Below are 15,217 nucleotides of genomic sequence, written 5' to 3'. Positions count from 1 at the left end.
GCGCGGACGCAGTGCGCGCACTGATTCAAATGAACTGGCCCGCGACCGAGTCTTCCCGATCGCGGGCCAGTTGTGTATTCCTTACCTCCGTCATCGGGCTCCCGATGGCTTCCGCCTGGACCTTCGCGGTCCGGGCGCTTTTTACTGGCAACCGGTTTGGCGGCGCCACAACCCTGGCAAAATGCGGTTATGGCGCGGTTTCATATATTGGGCGAGCGAATCGCGTCAGTCGCGCGCCACCAGATCGCCCACCTGACCGCGCCCGGTGACGAGACAGCTGGATAGAAAATTCTCGCCCTGGCTGCTGGCGCCCATGTCTCCAAAGCCTTTTTTCAGCGCGTTCGATTTGACCAGCTCGGCGCCCTGGTGGCACGTTATCGTCCCCATCTCTCCCGCTTGCGCGCGCATCAGCGCCCTATCCGCCATCAGATAGCCAAGCAGCAGCACCACGGCAATATTGAACGCCTGTCTCATGGTTCGCCTCCTCTTTTGAGCAGACTAACGCGAACCTTGGATGCGTGGTCCTAGGGGTTTCCCGATCGAACGCTATTTCATGATGCAGATTAAATCAGGTAATGCTTCCGCGCGAACCGTTATGCGAGGTGACTGGATCCGGCGTGACGCGCAGAAAGCGAAACTTCTGAATGCTCTTCTGCACACGTTTTGTATTCTGCTCGAACAGCATATAGACCGCGTACGCATACAGGTAACACGCAACAAGCATGATCAGGAGCACCAGCGCGCCGCGGGCATCGAACTGGATACGCTGCCCGAATCCGACTGCGGCGACGAATAGAATGAAAGAGAAATGCGTCAGATACAGCGAATAGGAGAACGCGGAAAAGCGTATCGCGACACGCGACACAAGCGCCGGACGCAGTCGAACGTTTTCCCAGAGAATGCAGCGCAGAAACAGGAAACACGGTACGCCGACGATCCAGTCGTTGCTCCACAGGAACAAACGCGAACACACCAGCGCGGTGATAAACGCCGCTCCGCTGGCGAGCGTGAACCAGGGCAAGCCCGTACGCGCGCCGCGCGACGGAAAGCATTTCTCCAGCACCACCAGGACGACGCCGAGCAGCCATAGTCCGAACCCGTTCAGAAGCGACGGAAACGCAATCATCGTGGCGAGTGCGAATGCAGCCGCGCCGAAGGCCACAAAGCCTCGCCGCCGACGCAATAGCACGACGCACGCGGGAAACCAGAGGTAATACCAGAACTCGTTGGCGAGGCTCCACAGCGGTCCGTTTGAACCATAAGTGCCGCACGCGAGGGTCTGCAGGAACACGAGGTTGCATGCCAGCGTCGCGCCTCCAAGATGCGACGCGACGTTGATCTGCTGATCGAACGTACCTTCGGTGCCAAGATAGAAAGGCCCGCCTGCCAGCGCGATACCCATGCGGTCCCAGAACATGGTCAGCAGCAATGCGGGAATCAGCACGATCCACAGCCGCGACATGCGTTCGGTCAGATAACGCTGCCAGTTCCATGTTCCAGCCTCGACCTGGCGCAACACTGAACCGCCCACGAAGTATCCGCTCAGCAGGAAGAACACGATCACCGCGGTGTGGCCGTAGTTGCTGATGAAATAAAACAGCTTGCCCGCCAGCCCGATTCCGGCGCTCGCTCGGTAATCGACAAACATGAGATTGCGCAGATGGCTAACGCACACCGCGCCCGCCGCTAATGCGCGGATCAGGTCCAGCGTGTCGCAATGTTGTTTGCCGGTAAGCGCCATGTAAATCTGAATCGGACAGAGGAGTTGTCCGTCAAACTACGGCCCACCCTGCTTTTATTCGGTACGCTCCCCCACATTGCATGGGAGATGGGGCGGCGCCCTACCGAAACAGCAAACGGCTCACAACATTCAGAAACGCGCTTCGATCTGGCTGATCCGCCGTTCGACAGCGTGGCGCACCAGCCCATTCGAAGGCACCAGCAACAGGGACGAAGCGATGATCTGATACACCTTGTTGCGCCTGACTTTGGAGACTTTCTGCGGATCGAGCCAGGCATTGTTGTCCACGAGAAGGATGAGCGTCTCCAGACCGATCAGAATCGGCCAGAGGCTCGCGAGACGCAGGCGTACCGCAAACGCCGGAATTGCCAGCGTATAGTCGAGCGCTTCGCGGAAATGATCGAGTGTCTTGCGCAGCAGTTCGATCATCAGCGGGCGGGCCCGCACGGAATTGGCCGGCAGCAGCAGGTCTTGCGCGCTTAGACCATATCGGTCGAGCATAGTCTGCGGAAGGTAGCAGCGGCCAATTCGCAAATCCTTGCCACAGTCACGCAGCACGTTGGTCATCTGCAGCGCCTTGCCGAAACGCACGCCGCGCCGCGCCATGGTTTCGGGCTGCTCTTTCAGCGTGCCGGGCATGTGCGCGTAAGTCATCGTGGTCCAGAATTCGCCAACGCAACCCGCCACCAGGTACGTGTAGCGGTCGAGTTCTTCGTATTCTCGCAGCGCCGCGATCTGGCCGGAACGTTCGTCCGGGAAGGTGCGAAGGTCGAACTCCATGCCCTCGGTCAGCGTCGAAACGATCTCGCGAACGGCCTTGCGATCGAATTCGCTCAGTTGCAACAACACGTCGAGCGCCGGACCGAGCGATTCGAGCAGCACCTTCTCATCCGACTGGACCTGCTGCCCGGCCACTTCGGCCGCCATGCGCTGGAACAGCGCACCGTCGTCCGCCGCGCCGTTCACCTGATCGCGCAGCGACAGCAGCAAGGCGAGGCGTTGTTCCGGAGAGATCAGCGAAGTGTCCGCGATCGTGTCGGCCGCGCGCGCCAGCAGGTAGGCAAGTCCGATCGGATCGCGCATCCCGGCGGGCAGCACGCGCAGCGTGAGATAAAAGGAGCGTGAAACGCCTTTCAGGAGCGGGCCGAGAAGGAAGGCCCGGGTCGGATTCGGCATGGACGGGATCAGGTCAGGATTAGCGAAAAGCGGGCAGAAATCTGGCGCTGCCGAATTGTATACGGCGCGGCGCTGCCACTCTTCTTCCTGTTGCCATTGCATCGATTGAAAAGCTTGCCTATATGGTGGCCATCGGATCGGCCCATTCGCGCCCATTGGCCGCGCGTCCCTTACGCGCCGCCCCGAGTGGCGGTTCGCCAACCGGGCCGCCACCAGATAGAATCCCCCGCATCCGCGCCCACGCGAGAGCGTTGCCGTGCGACAGCGGGAACGCAAATTGCTGGCGAACGTAGTTTGAGTAACAGACGGTTCGAGTGCGGGCCGTCGCTTCTGCGCACCTTGAATGACACTTCGACAATGACTATCCACGAATCTCCGACGTCTTCCCGACCCAACGTGGAAACTGGCGTCCCCGGTCTCGACGAGATCCTGGGCGGAGGTCTGGTCCGCGGCGGCGTCTACCTGCTGGAAGGCATGGCCGGCGCCGGCAAGACGATTCTGTCGAGCCAGATTGGTTTTCATCGTGTAAGCCAGGGCGAGAAGGTGCTGTACATGACCTTGATCGCCGAATCCCACGACAAGCTTTTGGGGCATCTCAAGGGTCTGAGCTTCTTCGACGAAAAAGCGGTCGCACAGCAGATGCTGTTCGTCTCCGGCTATCACGAACTGATGCAGGACGGTCTCGACGGCTTCCTCAAACTGATCGCCTCGAGCATTTACGATTACCGCCCGAGCCTCATGATCATCGACGGCTTTCGCAGCGCGCGCGAATTCAGCGAAACCGAGTTGTCGCTGTCGAAATTCATCCATGAGTTGAACGCGCTGGTCGCGGCCATGGATTGCACGACCTTGCTGCTCGCGCCGCTCTCGGGTAACGAACCGCATCCGGAACATACGCTGGTCGACGGTCTGATCGAACTGAACCGGTACAACGACGGCATGCGCCGCGCGCGCGAAATCGAAGTCCACAAGATGCGCGCTCGCAATCATTTAATGGGCAAGCATTTCTTCCGCATTGCCGAAAGCGGGCTCCTGATGTTCCCGCGTCTCGAAGCGCAATGTGCCGTACCGCCGGGTCCGGTGGATCTGAAAGCGCGCCTCGGCTTTGGCCTGCCGCATCTCGACAGCTTGCTGGGCGGCGGCTTTGCGCAAGGCTCCACGACCACGCTGATCGGGCCATCGGGCGTCGGCAAGACGCTGCTGTGCCTGCAGTTTCTTGCGGCCGGCGTCGCGCGCGGCGAACGCTGCGTCTATCTTGGCTTTTACGAAGGTCCGCAGCGGCTGATCGGTAAAGCCGAGGCCGTATCGATCGGGCTCACCGAGGCTCACGAAGACGGCCGGCTCGTCATCCAGTGGCAACCGGCCGTTGAGCTGGCTGTCGACGAGCTCGCGGCCACCGCGCTCGCCACGGTCAAGAAGATCGGCGCGTCGCGCATCGTGATTGACGGGGTGGAGGGGTTCCGCGATTCCGCGTTGCGCCCCGAGCGTTTTGGCCTGTTCCTGAATGCGCTGCTGCACCAGCTTCGCGAAGCCTGTGTCACCACGCTGCTGACTGAAGAACTGCCGCTTTATGCCGACCCCGGCCATGCGAAGAGCGTGCGGATGTCGGCGCTGACCGAAAACCTCTTGCTGCTGCGTTACGCCGAAACGGAAACGGGCCTACGGCGCATGATTTCCGTGGTCAAGCAACGTGAGAGTGCTCACGACACCTCCTTGCGAGAACTCGTGATTTCGGCTCAGGGCCTCGACGTGATCGAAAAACTGGCGAACCCCGCCAACGTGTATCCGGCGACGGGCCTGTCGGCCATGCTGCCGCCACGGCGAAATACGTAGCCGCCCATGAAAACCATTCTGGTCGTGGACGACGAGTTCGACATCCTCACAGTGTGGCGGCTGCTTCTGGAGCGGCACGGCTACACGGTGCTGGTCGCGTCGAACGGGGCCGCCGCGCTCGAACAGATACGCAAGACCCGTCCGGATATCATCGTCTCGGACTGCATGATGCCGGTCATGTCGGGACTGCAGTTGTGCGCGGCGCTCAACGCCGATCCCGATCTGCGCGCCATTCCGATCATTTTGTGCAGCGCGGCCGCGGATATCCCCACGCAGCCGAATCCCACCATTGCATACGCCCGCAAGCCGCTGTCATTCGACGCATTGCTCGCGATGCTTCAGCGCATGGCCGCATAAAGCAACGTCAGGCCGCTGATTCGGCGGGCCGACGCGCGAAACACGAAAGCGCCCGGCCGCAACCCGCCTTCAGCGCTGCGCGCTGACATCCGGAACGCCAGCGAAACCACGCGCAACGCGGCCAACAGCTCCCAGCCCATGCCGCTCCAGGCATCTTGAGACGATCGCGCCATTTGTTGAGCGCGCCCAGCGTTCTGCGTTTTGCCGCCGCCTTTTACAGTACGTCATCGATCGCGCGATACCGGAACACTGGCGCGCGACGCAACTTTCGGAGGATCGGTGATGAGCAGCAATCGCGGGAGGATTCCAGTTGCTTTCTTCGGGATCGCGGTGGGCGCACTGGCGTTCGCCAATTTGTGGCGCGTGGCGATCAGGCTCTGGCACCTGCCGGCCGCGATAGGCGGCTTGATGACGGTGGCCGCGCTCGTCGTGTGGATCGTCATTCTGGCCGCCTACGGCCAAAAACGGTTGACGCATGGCGCCGAAGCGCGCGCGGAAATGCAGCATCCTGTGCAATCGTCGTTTGCGGCGCTCGGTCCGGTTTCGAGCCTGCTCGCCGCACAACTGATAGAGCCGTACGCGCATACGCCGGCGCTCGCGCTGTTCGGCGTAGCCGCGGTTGCACAACTGGCGCTCGGCGTGTATTTGCATGGACGGCTCTGGCAGGGCGGGCGCAAGCCTGAACTGGTAACGCCCGCCATTTATCTACCGACGGTAGCGCCGAGCTTCGTTGCCGGCACAGCTGCGGCCGCGTTCGGGTTCCATCAGTTGGGCGGGCTTCTCTTCGGCGCGGGTGTGCTGTCTTGGCTTGCAATCGAATCGCTGATCCTGCACCGCGCCGCCGTGCATGAACCACTGCCCGAAGCATTGCGCCCGCTGCTCGGCGTGCAACTCGCGCCGCCGGTGGTGGGTGGCGTGACCTATTTGAGCCTGAGCAGCGGCACGCCTGACCTGTTTGCCCTGGTGCTGCTCGGCTATGGCCTGTACCAGGCGGTGCTGCTGTTGCGCCTGCTGCCATGGATTCGCCAACAGGCCTTCACGGCGGGTTACTGGGCCTTCAGCTTCGGCGTGGCCGCCCTGCCGACCATGGCCCTTCGGATGGTCGAACGCGGCGCGACGGGTCCGCTCGAATGGGCCGCGCCGCTTCTGTTCATCGCGGCGAATCTGATCATCGGGATCCTGGTGGTGAAGACGCTGAGTCTGCTGGTGAATGGCAAGCTGATTCCCGCGGCCGCGGCCCCAGCGGCTAGCTCCCGGTCCGCATCGGACGCACCGGCCGCTTCACGAATCGCACAAGCCGGCTAGACTGCCGCAACGGATTTCGGCGAGGCGCGCCGCACTCTCGCGCGGCCCAGGTTGCCAGCGCGACCCGCTGCGCGCCGCGCTCAGATGGACGCCGCCACCAGCGCACTCACATCCGCAATCGCCGCATTGCTGCGCGCCGCGCTGCCATCCGTTTCAGTCAGGTACACCGTCACCAATACCGGACCGCGGCCGGGCGGCCACAGAATCGCGATGTCATTGGCGGTGCCGTGATCGCCAGTGCCGGTCTTGTCGCCCACGCCCCAGTCCTTCGGCAACCTGGCGCGAAGCCGCGCTCCGCCGGTTTCGTTGGCGGCGAGCCACGCCAACAGTTGTGCCCGCGACGACGACGACAAATGCTCTCCAAGCAGAAGCTCGCGCAGATTGCCGAGCATGGCGTTAGGCGTGGTGGTGTCGCGCGGATCGCCGGGAATGGCTTCGTTCAGCGTCGGCTCGTTACGATCCAGACGCGTGATGCCGTCGCCCAGCCCGCGCGCGAATGCGGTCAACCCTGCCGGTCCGCCGAAAGTCGCCAGCAACAGATTGGCCGCCGTGTTGTCGCTCAGCGTGATCGCCGCCTTGCACAACTCGGCGATGCTCATGCCCGCGTTGCTGGTCAGCTCGCGCGTGTGTTTGCTCGTGGCGGGCGAATTCGGTACCACGTCGCTATGTGAGAACACCACGCGCCGCTGAAGATCTTCCGCGCCGCGGTCCGTGCGCGCCAGCACGGCGCCCGCCGCCAGGACCTTGAAGGTGCTGCACATCGGGAAGCGCTCGTCGGTCCGCAGACCCGCGTGCAAGCCCGACGTCGTATCGACGATCGACACCCCCAGGCGCCCACCGCTTTCCGCCTCGATTTCGGCAAGCCGCCGACGGATCGCATCCGCCCGGGCCAACTCGCGCCCCTGCGCGGTGGCCCCCGTGTTAACCGCCTTGCTGAACGCGCCGGCACTGCCAACCGCAACCCCAGCTATCGAAACACCCAGCATCGCGCCCGCGAACTTCCGTCTCGTGATCATCGCCGCTCCTTTGTGTGAAGCCGCAACTATCGGTTTTCCGCCCGCCGCTGACAAACGATGATAAGTTAGCCAACTCACAAGAAAATCTTATGCCTTCGCCATGAGACCGTACCTGCCATTGAACGCGCTGCGGGCTTTCGAATCGTCCGCGCGGCACTTGAGCTTCACGCGCGCGGCGCTCGAACTGAACGTCACCCAGGCCGCCGTCAGCCAGCAGGTCAGAACCCTGGAAGAGCGGCTGGGCACTGCGCTCTTCAAGCGCCTGCCGCGCGGCCTTGCCATGACCGACGAGGGCCTCGCGCTGCGTCCGGTGCTGACCGACGCATTCGATCGAATCGAAGCCGTACTCAAGCAATTCGAAGGCGGCCACTTTCACGAGGTGCTGACGCTCGGCGTGGTGGGCACATTCGCGGTGGGCTGGCTGATGCCGCGCCTCAAGTCGTTTCGCGACGCACATCCGTTCGTCGAACTGCGGCTGCTGACCAACAACAACCTGGTCGACCTCGCCACCGAAGGTCTCGACTTCGCGATCCGCTTCGGTGACGGCACGTGGCCCGGTTCGCTCGCGACGCGGCTGCTCGACGCGCCGCTCGCGCTGCTGTGCACGCCGGAGATCGCCGCGCGGCTGTCGAAGCCGGACGACCTCGCCAACGAGACCTTGCTGCGCTCCTATCGCGCCGACGACTGGATGAGCTGGTTTGCGGCCGCCGGTATTCCGCCGCGACCGATTCGCGGGCCGGTGTTCGATTCGTCGCGGCTGATGGTGGAAGCAGCAATGCAGGGCGCGGGTATCGCGCTCGCGCCCGCGTTGATGTTCGATCACGAGATCAACACAGGCCGGCTGGTGCGCCCGTTCGAGGTGGAGGTTCACGCCGGCAGTTACTGGCTGACATGGTTGAAGGGCAAACCCATGACACCGGCGATGCTGCTGTTCAATCAGTGGATCATCAAGGAAGCGGCCGCGCAGGCGCGCAACTAGCCAGTTAGCAGAGCGCCGTGCGGCGATGGCCGTTCATTGCGGGCCGTTCGGCTTGCGGCGGGAACACATTCCACGAGCCGTCGTCATGACGGAAGAAGAAGATCGACAGCAGGCCGCCTGGCCGCAAGGCTTCCACGCAGACATAGCGCTGATGTTGCGACGCACGGTGGCAAAACTGCACGACGCGTGCGGGCATCGACGGGGTCGGGGCGAGCCATTTGTCCACAGCCCAATGCAAGGTCTTTTCCGCGGCAGCCATGATGTTCTCCTTGAATGCTTGAATGTTTGAATCACTGAAACGGGATGTGGCCGGCTCACGCCAACTGCACGGAACCTTGAGCGCCCTTCGCGCTGGCTTCCACGAAAGCCTTCACGAGGCACACCAGCGCATGCATGCCGGTACGCGGATGGCGCAGGCAGCAATGCACCTGTTCGCTACGGCTTTCGCCGAGCAGGCACCATGAGCAGAAGTGCTCGCAGTTGTTCGTCAGCAGGCGATAGTGGTTTTCACCGAGACGGGAGCGTGCGCGGCGCACGGCTTCGTCGCCGACGTAGCGGGCCGATGGGGTCGAACGGATCGACAGCGGGTGGCCGCCAGCGAAGCGTTCCAGTTCCACTTCCTCAACCGGGCCGCGATGCGCTGAACTCGCAAAGCCCGCGTAATGAACCACGCGGCCATTGCCCACATAAATGCCGTGGTGTTCGTAACCGCGACGTTGCGTGACGAGATGCGCGCCGATCGGCAGGTCGATGGTGGACGCGGCGTCGCGGCGGTCTTCGCTGCTGTCGCTGCTCGTCTGAAGAGGGTTCGTGTTCATGGCTGGCCTCGCTTCGATTTCCAACACTGTTGCGAGGTTATTTGCATCATCCGGGCCATGCGCGCAAAAGCCTTTATTTAAAGGGCTTCGCGAGAAATTGCAGCGTTTCGGATGCGACGAGTGTGCGATGTGAACCGACAGAATTTTCGGCGAACTGTTGGCGTACGACGCTCATTTACGGTTGCCGCACGAGACGCAAGCCGGTCCGATAGCGGGGGCATAGGGACGCAAGAATCTGTTGGGTCCGACACCGGTTAGCGTTCGCGCTTGTTGGCTTCCAGCCGACCGATGAATCTGCATGTGCGCATCCGGTATGTGCGCCAGGGCACGCAATCGCCCGGCCATCAAGGCATGACGACAAACCACGAAAAAGGCCGGCGAATTGGCATGGCACTTGCGATATAACGCCCAGATTCTTTAAAAACCGCGCGTCACCGCGCGCGTTACACGCGGCCAACCGGAGAACGACATGTCTTCTATTACTGTGAATGACCTCTCGCTGAACCTCGCGCTAGACCGTAAAGCGATGACAGCGATTCGCGGTGGCGGCGGCGCACCGTGGGTGTATGGCTGGATTCAGCCTTACGTACGCAGTACGCCCAGCATCGGTCCCGTCGTGAACCTGTACGACGTGACCAACAACTTCTATGCTAACCAGATGATCAACACGTTCCAGTCGGTCGACGTCCGCAACACCGGCGCGAACTCGAACATCAGTGTCTCTCCCGACGCACGCAGCAGAAACGATACGGTGTAAACGTTGTGACCTGTGCGAGCCAATTTCGCTGGACGTCGTCCGCGCATTCCGATCCCGGACGCGTCCGCGAAATCAACGAGGATGCCTGCCTCGACCAGTCCGAACTCGGACGCTGGGCCGTTGCCGACGGCATGGGCGGGCACGCGGTCGGCGATCTGGCGAGCCGTCTGGTGATCGACGCGCTCGCCCGGCTGACCTCGCCGGTCAGCATGAAGGCCTTCGTCGCCGACGCGCGCTCGCGCCTGCAAAGCGCCAATCGTCAATTGAGGGAAGAAGCCGCGCGCCGCCAGGTGCAGCGTATCGGCAGTACAGTCGTCGCACTGCTTGCCTGTGACCGCTTCTGCGGCTATGTGTGGGCCGGCGACAGTCGCCTGTATTTGCTGCGCGAAGGCAGCTTGCGGCAACTCACCCGCGATCACAGTCAGGTTGAAGCGCTCAAGTCGCTCGGCGTGATCACTGAGGAAGAGGCGCGGCACCATCCGGCGCAGCATATGATCACGCGAGCCGTTGGCGCGACAGACGTACTCGAACTCGACGACGACGCCATCGAAGTGATGGACGGCGACGTCTTCCTGCTCTGCAGCGACGGCCTGAGCAACGAGGTCGGCGAAGAAGACATGCTCGCGGTGCTCAGCAAGGCGGCGAACGCAAACGCCTCTGAAGAACTCGTCGAGTTGGCCCTCGCGCGCGGCGGCCGCGACAACATCACCGCCGTGGTCGTGCGCGCCGAAGACCCGAACGCGTCCGACAAAACCTTGCTGAACCCATCCCCTTGAGCCCGTTGCACTGACAGCGATTAATGTTGCGGACTCAAGTCTCTTCGCTTTCGTCGTCGCGCTCGTCCGCGCCGTTCCGGCTAGCGGCCGGCACATTGCGATTGCGGAAGTCCTTTGAATGCAGGCCGTGCTTCTTCAGCAGCATCTGCAGATGCGAACGGTTCATGTCGATACGGCGGGCCAGTTCCGCGACCGTGCCGCTCACTTCGCGAAGGCCGCGCTCGAGAAAGGCTTTTTCGGCGTCGTCGCTGGCCGCACGCTTCGCGTCGCTCAGCGACATCAGGTTCGTCACGCTGATCGGCTCCTGCCCTGTCGTGGTCGCCGCGTTGAACGACGCCGCGGATCCGGGCGCCGCGGGTCGCATGTCCTGCGGCAAGTGATCGATATCGGCCATATCGCCGGCCAGACACGATACGCGATACATCACGTTGCGCAGTTCGCGAATATTGCCGGGATACGCATAGTTCAGCAGAAAGTCCCGCAGACGCGGCGTCATTCGCACGGGCCTGCGCTTGAGCGTACCCGCGGCTTCATCGCCGAACCACGCGATCAGCAAAGGAATTTCATCGCGGCGCTCACGCAGCGGCGGCAGCGTGACGTGAATCACGCTCAGCCGGTAAAAGAGGTCTTCGCGGAACTTGCCCTCTTCACTAAGTTGCCGCAGATTGCGATTGGTCGCCGCGACAATGCGCGTATCCACCGCGATCGTTTCATCGGACCCGACGCGCTGAATCTCGTGCGCTTCCAGCACGCGCAGCAGCTTCACCTGCCCGGCGAGCGGCAATTCGCCAATCTCGTCGAGAAAAATCGTACCGGTATGGGCGCTTTCGAATTTACCCTTGCGGTCATTCGAAGCCCCCGTGAATGCCCCCTTGCGATGCCCGAACAATTCCGACTCCAGCAAATTGTCGGGAATCGCGCCGCAATTCACGGAAATAAAGGGCTTGTCCGCACGCGAACCGTTGGCGTGAATCACCTTGGCCATCAATTCCTTGCCGGTGCCGCTTTCGCCGTCGATCAGCACGGGCAAATCGGTCGGCGCCGCTTTCTCGGCGATTTCGAGCGATTCGAGCAAACGCGGATTGTCGCCGAACGTCCCTTCGAAAATGAAGCTGCGTTCGAGCAGCGCCTTGCGCCGCGCGCCTCGTGATTGATCGACGCGCTCCTGCGGTTCGGCGGCCACCGCCGCTTGCACGAAACGCTCTTTGTGCGAGAGTTGCATCACCTCGTCGCGCAGCGAGGTGGCTTGCCGAAGCAGTTTGTCGATGTCCGCGCGCTCCAGCCGCGACGACCAGCGCAACGTCGAGCGCAAGATCTCGATCCGCTCGATCAGGCCCGCGTAGGAAATCGCGGGGCTGGCCTCTTCAATCTGGTCGAGTATTTTCATCATCATGCGCTCAACTGTTTCTGGACCAGTTGGTAATACATGCCGCCGCGCTGGATCAACTCATCGTGACGGCCCTGTTCGACAATCGCTCCTTCGTACAGCACGAGAATCTTGTCCGCGCGCATGATCGTGCTAAGCCGGTGCGCGATGATCACCGCCGTGCGGCCTTTCAGAATGTCGTGCATATTGCCGAGGATATTGCTCTCCGACTGCGAATCCAGCGCCGAGGTCGCTTCGTCGAACACCAGCAGGCGCGGATCGTGATACAGCGCCCGTGCAATGCAAAGCCGCTGGATCTGCCCGCCGGACAAGCCGATTCCGCGCTCGCCGACAATCTGCTCGTAGCCGAGCGGCATCTTGCTGATGAATGCGTGCGCGTCGGCCATCTTCGCCACTTCCTCGATGCGACGCCGGTCGGGCGCGTCGTCGCCGCTCGCGATATTTTCCGCGATCGTGCCGGAGAACAGCAGGTTGCTCTGCATCACGTAGCCAATCTGCGCACGGTAATAGGCTTTATCGACCACGCCGAGATCGTAGCCGTCTATCGTCATCTTGCCCTCGGTCGGCGTGTAGAAGCCCACCAGCAGCTTGGCGAGCGTGGTCTTGCCCGAACCGCTGCGGCCTACGATCGCCACCAGTTCGCCCGGCTTGATATCGAAGCTGATGTTCTCGAGCACGTAGGCCGAGTCGTTTTCGCCGTAGCGGAAATAGACGCCGCTGAGGCTGATTTCGCCCTGAAGTTCGGGCAGCATCACACGCGAGGGTAAATCCTGCGGTTTCTGTTCGGGCTCGATATCGAGCACGTCGCCGAGGCGCTCCATCGCCACGCCCGCGTCGTTGAGCATGCTCCACAAGCCGACCAGTCCCATCAACGGACCGAGCACGCTACCCATGAACGCGTTGAACGCGATCAACTGACCGATCGTCATTTCACGCGCCAGCACGAGATTCGCGCCGACCCAGAGAATGGCAATCGTCGTGGCGGCGTTCAGCAACTGACTGCCGAGTCCCACGAGAATGTTGAATGCATGCGCGCGATATTGCACTTCAAGCGCCTTCGCGTACTTCTTCTCCCAGCGCAAACGCACTGGCCGCTCAATGCCCATGCCCTTGATCGTCTCCACGCCTGCAAGCGCTTCCATCAAAAACGACTTCGATTCAGTCGAGGCGGTGAACACTTCGCGCGCATAGCCCTTGATCTTCGGCGTGGCGATCGCCGTCAGCGCCATGATCGGAATGACGAACGCGATCAGCACCAGCGTCATCTTCACGTTGTAGACGAACATGATCGTGAAGTAGATGAACACCATCAGCAGGTTCAGCGCGGTGGTGACGGTGGATTCGGTCAGGAAGGCGCGAATCGTCTGATTCTCCTGGAAGCGCGCGAAAATGTCGCCGGTCTTGCGCTTGGCGAAAAACGAAAACGGCAGCGACAGCGTGTGCTTGAAGAACTGCGACATCATCGCGAAGTCCATGTTGCGCACCATGAAATTGGCGAGATAGGCGCGAATCGACGACATCAATTGCGAAAAGACATTGGCGATGATCAACCCGCCAATCAGCAGATGCAGCAGGCTGACATTCTGATGCACGATCACGCCGTCGAGAATGTTCTGGATAATCAGCGGCGGAATCACACCCAACACCTGAATCACGAAGGTGGCGAGAAACAGGTGGCCGAGAATCTTTTTGTACGGCGTGAGATAGCCGACAAAGCGTATCCAAGGCGAACGCGCGGCCGACATTTGCAGCAGATTCGGGCCGCCGGTGAACAGCAGACAGGTACCGCTCCACCCGCGCTCGAAATCTTCCACGGTCATCTTCTTGAAGCCGACGGCCGGGTCCGCGACCCACACATACTCTTTGGAGAGCCCATACACCACGACGTAGTGGTATCCCTCCCAATGCACGATGAACGGTAGATCGAAGCCGCGCAACGAATCGAATGTGCATTGCACACCGCGCGCCGTGAAACCCAGCGATTCGCCGGCGCGGGCGAGACTGTCGAGTGTGGCGCCCTGAGTCGTGACATTGGCTAGCTCGCGCAATTTGCCGAGCGTCATTGGAATGCTGTAGTGGCGGCATATCATCGCGAGGCACGCCGCGCCGCAATCCATTTCTTCAGCCTGCTCGACCAGCGCGAAGCGTTTGATGACTTTCTCGCCGAACTCGGGCTTGGTCTGCAGATCGAGCATGAGCGGCAGCTTGCGCCGCTGTTCGACCCGCTTTTGCCGCTGTAACTCGCGGTCCCCGTAGCGAATCCGCTCGTCGAGCACTTCACGCAGCTTCGGATTGCGTTCGAGAATGAAGTGGACCGTGCGCTCCGGAATCACCAGCAGGCGCGTGTCGGTTGTCGCGACAACCGAGGCCATCTGCTCCTGACGCATCAGGCACGCTTTCTCGCCGAATATTTCGCCTTCGCCAAGCGTGGCAAGCGTGTAGTCGTGGCCTTCCTCATGCCGGACGATGCGCACTTCACCCTGGCGCACCACATACAGCCGCCGGTCCTCGCGTCCGTCCTGCTTGAGAATCTCCTTGCCGGCCGCGACCCGCTTCACACCCACGCTGCGTACATATTCTTCGAGTTCCGCCTTGTTCAGTTTGCCGCGCAGATCGAACAACTGCGCGACGAAGCCGCCCGCTGAGTTGATCGCCACATAACTGGCGACGAACGCCAGCGCGGCCTGATTGCCGGCGATCACCGGCTCGATCGCGGCGCGCGGAATGAACAGCAACTCGGTTTTCGCCGACGCCCGCACCGACGCTTCATGCACATAGGCGCGCAACATCGCAATATCGGCGAAGATCTCGCCCGATTTGCGCACGCCCATGCTGGTTTCCTTGCCGTGCTCCTCCGTGAAGATCCGCACGGAACCTGAACGAACCACGTAAAGTCCGTCGGCCGTCTCACCCGCGGAGCAGACCGTTTCGCCGAATGAATAGAAGCGCGCTTGCGCATATTCGGCAAGACGGTCGATCTCGTCGCGCGAAAACGGCGAGAGAATTTCCACCGAGGTTAGAAACTCGGCTGTGGAAGGCGCGGTCTGGGGTGCATCCATGTGCTTGCGGACC

Annotated in this window: 14 protein-coding genes; 6 read left to right on the top strand and 8 right to left on the bottom strand. The window is 61.8% G+C overall.

The annotated features are described in order from the left end of the window. Positions 1–225: 225 nt before the first annotated feature. The 3 genes from P0D71_RS21755 to P0D71_RS21745 all read right to left on the bottom strand — a co-directional run bounded on the left by P0D71_RS21755 (position 226) and on the right by P0D71_RS21745 (position 2,917). Positions 226–474: a hypothetical protein gene (locus tag P0D71_RS21755; protein ID WP_091806243.1), complete on the bottom strand. Its 249-nt coding sequence runs from the start codon at positions 472–474 to the stop codon at positions 226–228. 94 nt (positions 475–568) lie between these two features. Beyond that, on the bottom strand, positions 569–1,741 hold the full coding sequence (locus P0D71_RS21750) for an acyltransferase family protein (protein ID WP_408482036.1): 1,173 nt from the start codon (positions 1,739–1,741) through the stop codon (positions 569–571). Between the two features lie 129 nt (positions 1,742–1,870). Next, a complete protein-coding gene (locus P0D71_RS21745) occupies positions 1,871–2,917 on the bottom strand; it encodes a phytoene/squalene synthase family protein (protein WP_408294218.1) in 1,047 nt (348 codons plus the stop codon). A gap of 357 nt (positions 2,918–3,274) precedes the next feature. On the opposite strand from P0D71_RS21745, the gene P0D71_RS21740 reads away from it, so the two are divergent. From P0D71_RS21740 to tehA, 3 genes are all read left to right on the top strand, one after another. Continuing rightward, positions 3,275–4,750 (top strand): ATPase domain-containing protein, encoded by a 1,476-nt coding sequence (locus P0D71_RS21740; RefSeq protein ID WP_408187404.1) that lies wholly within the window; start codon positions 3,275–3,277, stop codon positions 4,748–4,750. 6 nt (positions 4,751–4,756) lie between these two features. After that, positions 4,757–5,107, top strand: a complete 351-nt coding sequence (locus P0D71_RS21735) for a response regulator (RefSeq protein ID WP_091806234.1) — start codon at positions 4,757–4,759, stop codon at positions 5,105–5,107. Between the two features lie 282 nt (positions 5,108–5,389). Beyond that, positions 5,390–6,412 (top strand): dicarboxylate transporter/tellurite-resistance protein TehA, encoded by a 1,023-nt coding sequence (tehA, locus tag P0D71_RS21730; protein ID WP_408482034.1) that lies wholly within the window; start codon positions 5,390–5,392, stop codon positions 6,410–6,412. Between the two features lie 80 nt (positions 6,413–6,492). Here tehA and bla read toward each other — a convergent pair whose 3' ends face one another. After that, entirely contained in the window at positions 6,493–7,428 is a 936-nt protein-coding gene (gene bla / locus P0D71_RS21725) for a class A beta-lactamase (RefSeq protein ID WP_408482032.1), read from the bottom strand. A 100-nt stretch (positions 7,429–7,528) separates the two neighbouring features. Here bla and P0D71_RS21720 point away from each other — a divergent pair, with 100 nt between their 5' ends. Beyond that, on the top strand, positions 7,529–8,407 hold the full coding sequence (locus P0D71_RS21720; protein ID WP_091806225.1) for a LysR family transcriptional regulator: 879 nt from the start codon (positions 7,529–7,531) through the stop codon (positions 8,405–8,407). Positions 8,408–8,411: 4 nt separating this feature from the next. Here P0D71_RS21720 and P0D71_RS21715 read toward each other — a convergent pair whose 3' ends face one another. After that, positions 8,412–8,666: a hypothetical protein gene (locus tag P0D71_RS21715; RefSeq protein WP_091806222.1), complete on the bottom strand. Its 255-nt coding sequence runs from the start codon at positions 8,664–8,666 to the stop codon at positions 8,412–8,414. Between the two features lie 55 nt (positions 8,667–8,721). Next, positions 8,722–9,225: a lecithin retinol acyltransferase family protein gene (locus tag P0D71_RS21710; protein ID WP_408294229.1), complete on the bottom strand. Its 504-nt coding sequence runs from the start codon at positions 9,223–9,225 to the stop codon at positions 8,722–8,724. Between the two features lie 469 nt (positions 9,226–9,694). On the opposite strand from P0D71_RS21710, the gene P0D71_RS21705 reads away from it, so the two are divergent. Next, positions 9,695–9,982 (top strand): hypothetical protein, encoded by a 288-nt coding sequence (locus P0D71_RS21705; protein ID WP_091806216.1) that lies wholly within the window; start codon positions 9,695–9,697, stop codon positions 9,980–9,982. 5 nt (positions 9,983–9,987) lie between these two features. Next, complete coding sequence (locus tag P0D71_RS21700) at positions 9,988–10,758, top strand: PP2C family protein-serine/threonine phosphatase (RefSeq protein ID WP_408482030.1); 771 nt, start codon at positions 9,988–9,990, stop codon at positions 10,756–10,758. Positions 10,759–10,792: 34 nt separating this feature from the next. On the opposite strand, the gene P0D71_RS21695 is transcribed toward P0D71_RS21700, so the two are convergent. Both P0D71_RS21695 and P0D71_RS21690 read right to left on the bottom strand, forming a co-directional pair. Next, positions 10,793–12,148, bottom strand: a complete 1,356-nt coding sequence (locus P0D71_RS21695) for a sigma-54 interaction domain-containing protein (RefSeq protein WP_408482058.1) — start codon at positions 12,146–12,148, stop codon at positions 10,793–10,795. Then, on the bottom strand, positions 12,148–15,204 hold the full coding sequence (locus tag P0D71_RS21690; RefSeq protein WP_091806206.1) for a peptidase domain-containing ABC transporter: 3,057 nt from the start codon (positions 15,202–15,204) through the stop codon (positions 12,148–12,150). Before P0D71_RS21690 ends, P0D71_RS21695 begins: the two co-directional genes overlap by 1 nt. Between the last annotated feature and the right edge of the window lie 13 nt (positions 15,205–15,217).

This window comes from Paraburkholderia sp. RL17-383-BIF-A (assembly GCF_046028015.1).
In the GTDB taxonomy this organism is placed as follows: Bacteria; Pseudomonadota; Gammaproteobacteria; order Burkholderiales; family Burkholderiaceae; genus Paraburkholderia.
This window is presented reverse-complemented; position numbering and strand designations above follow the sequence as displayed.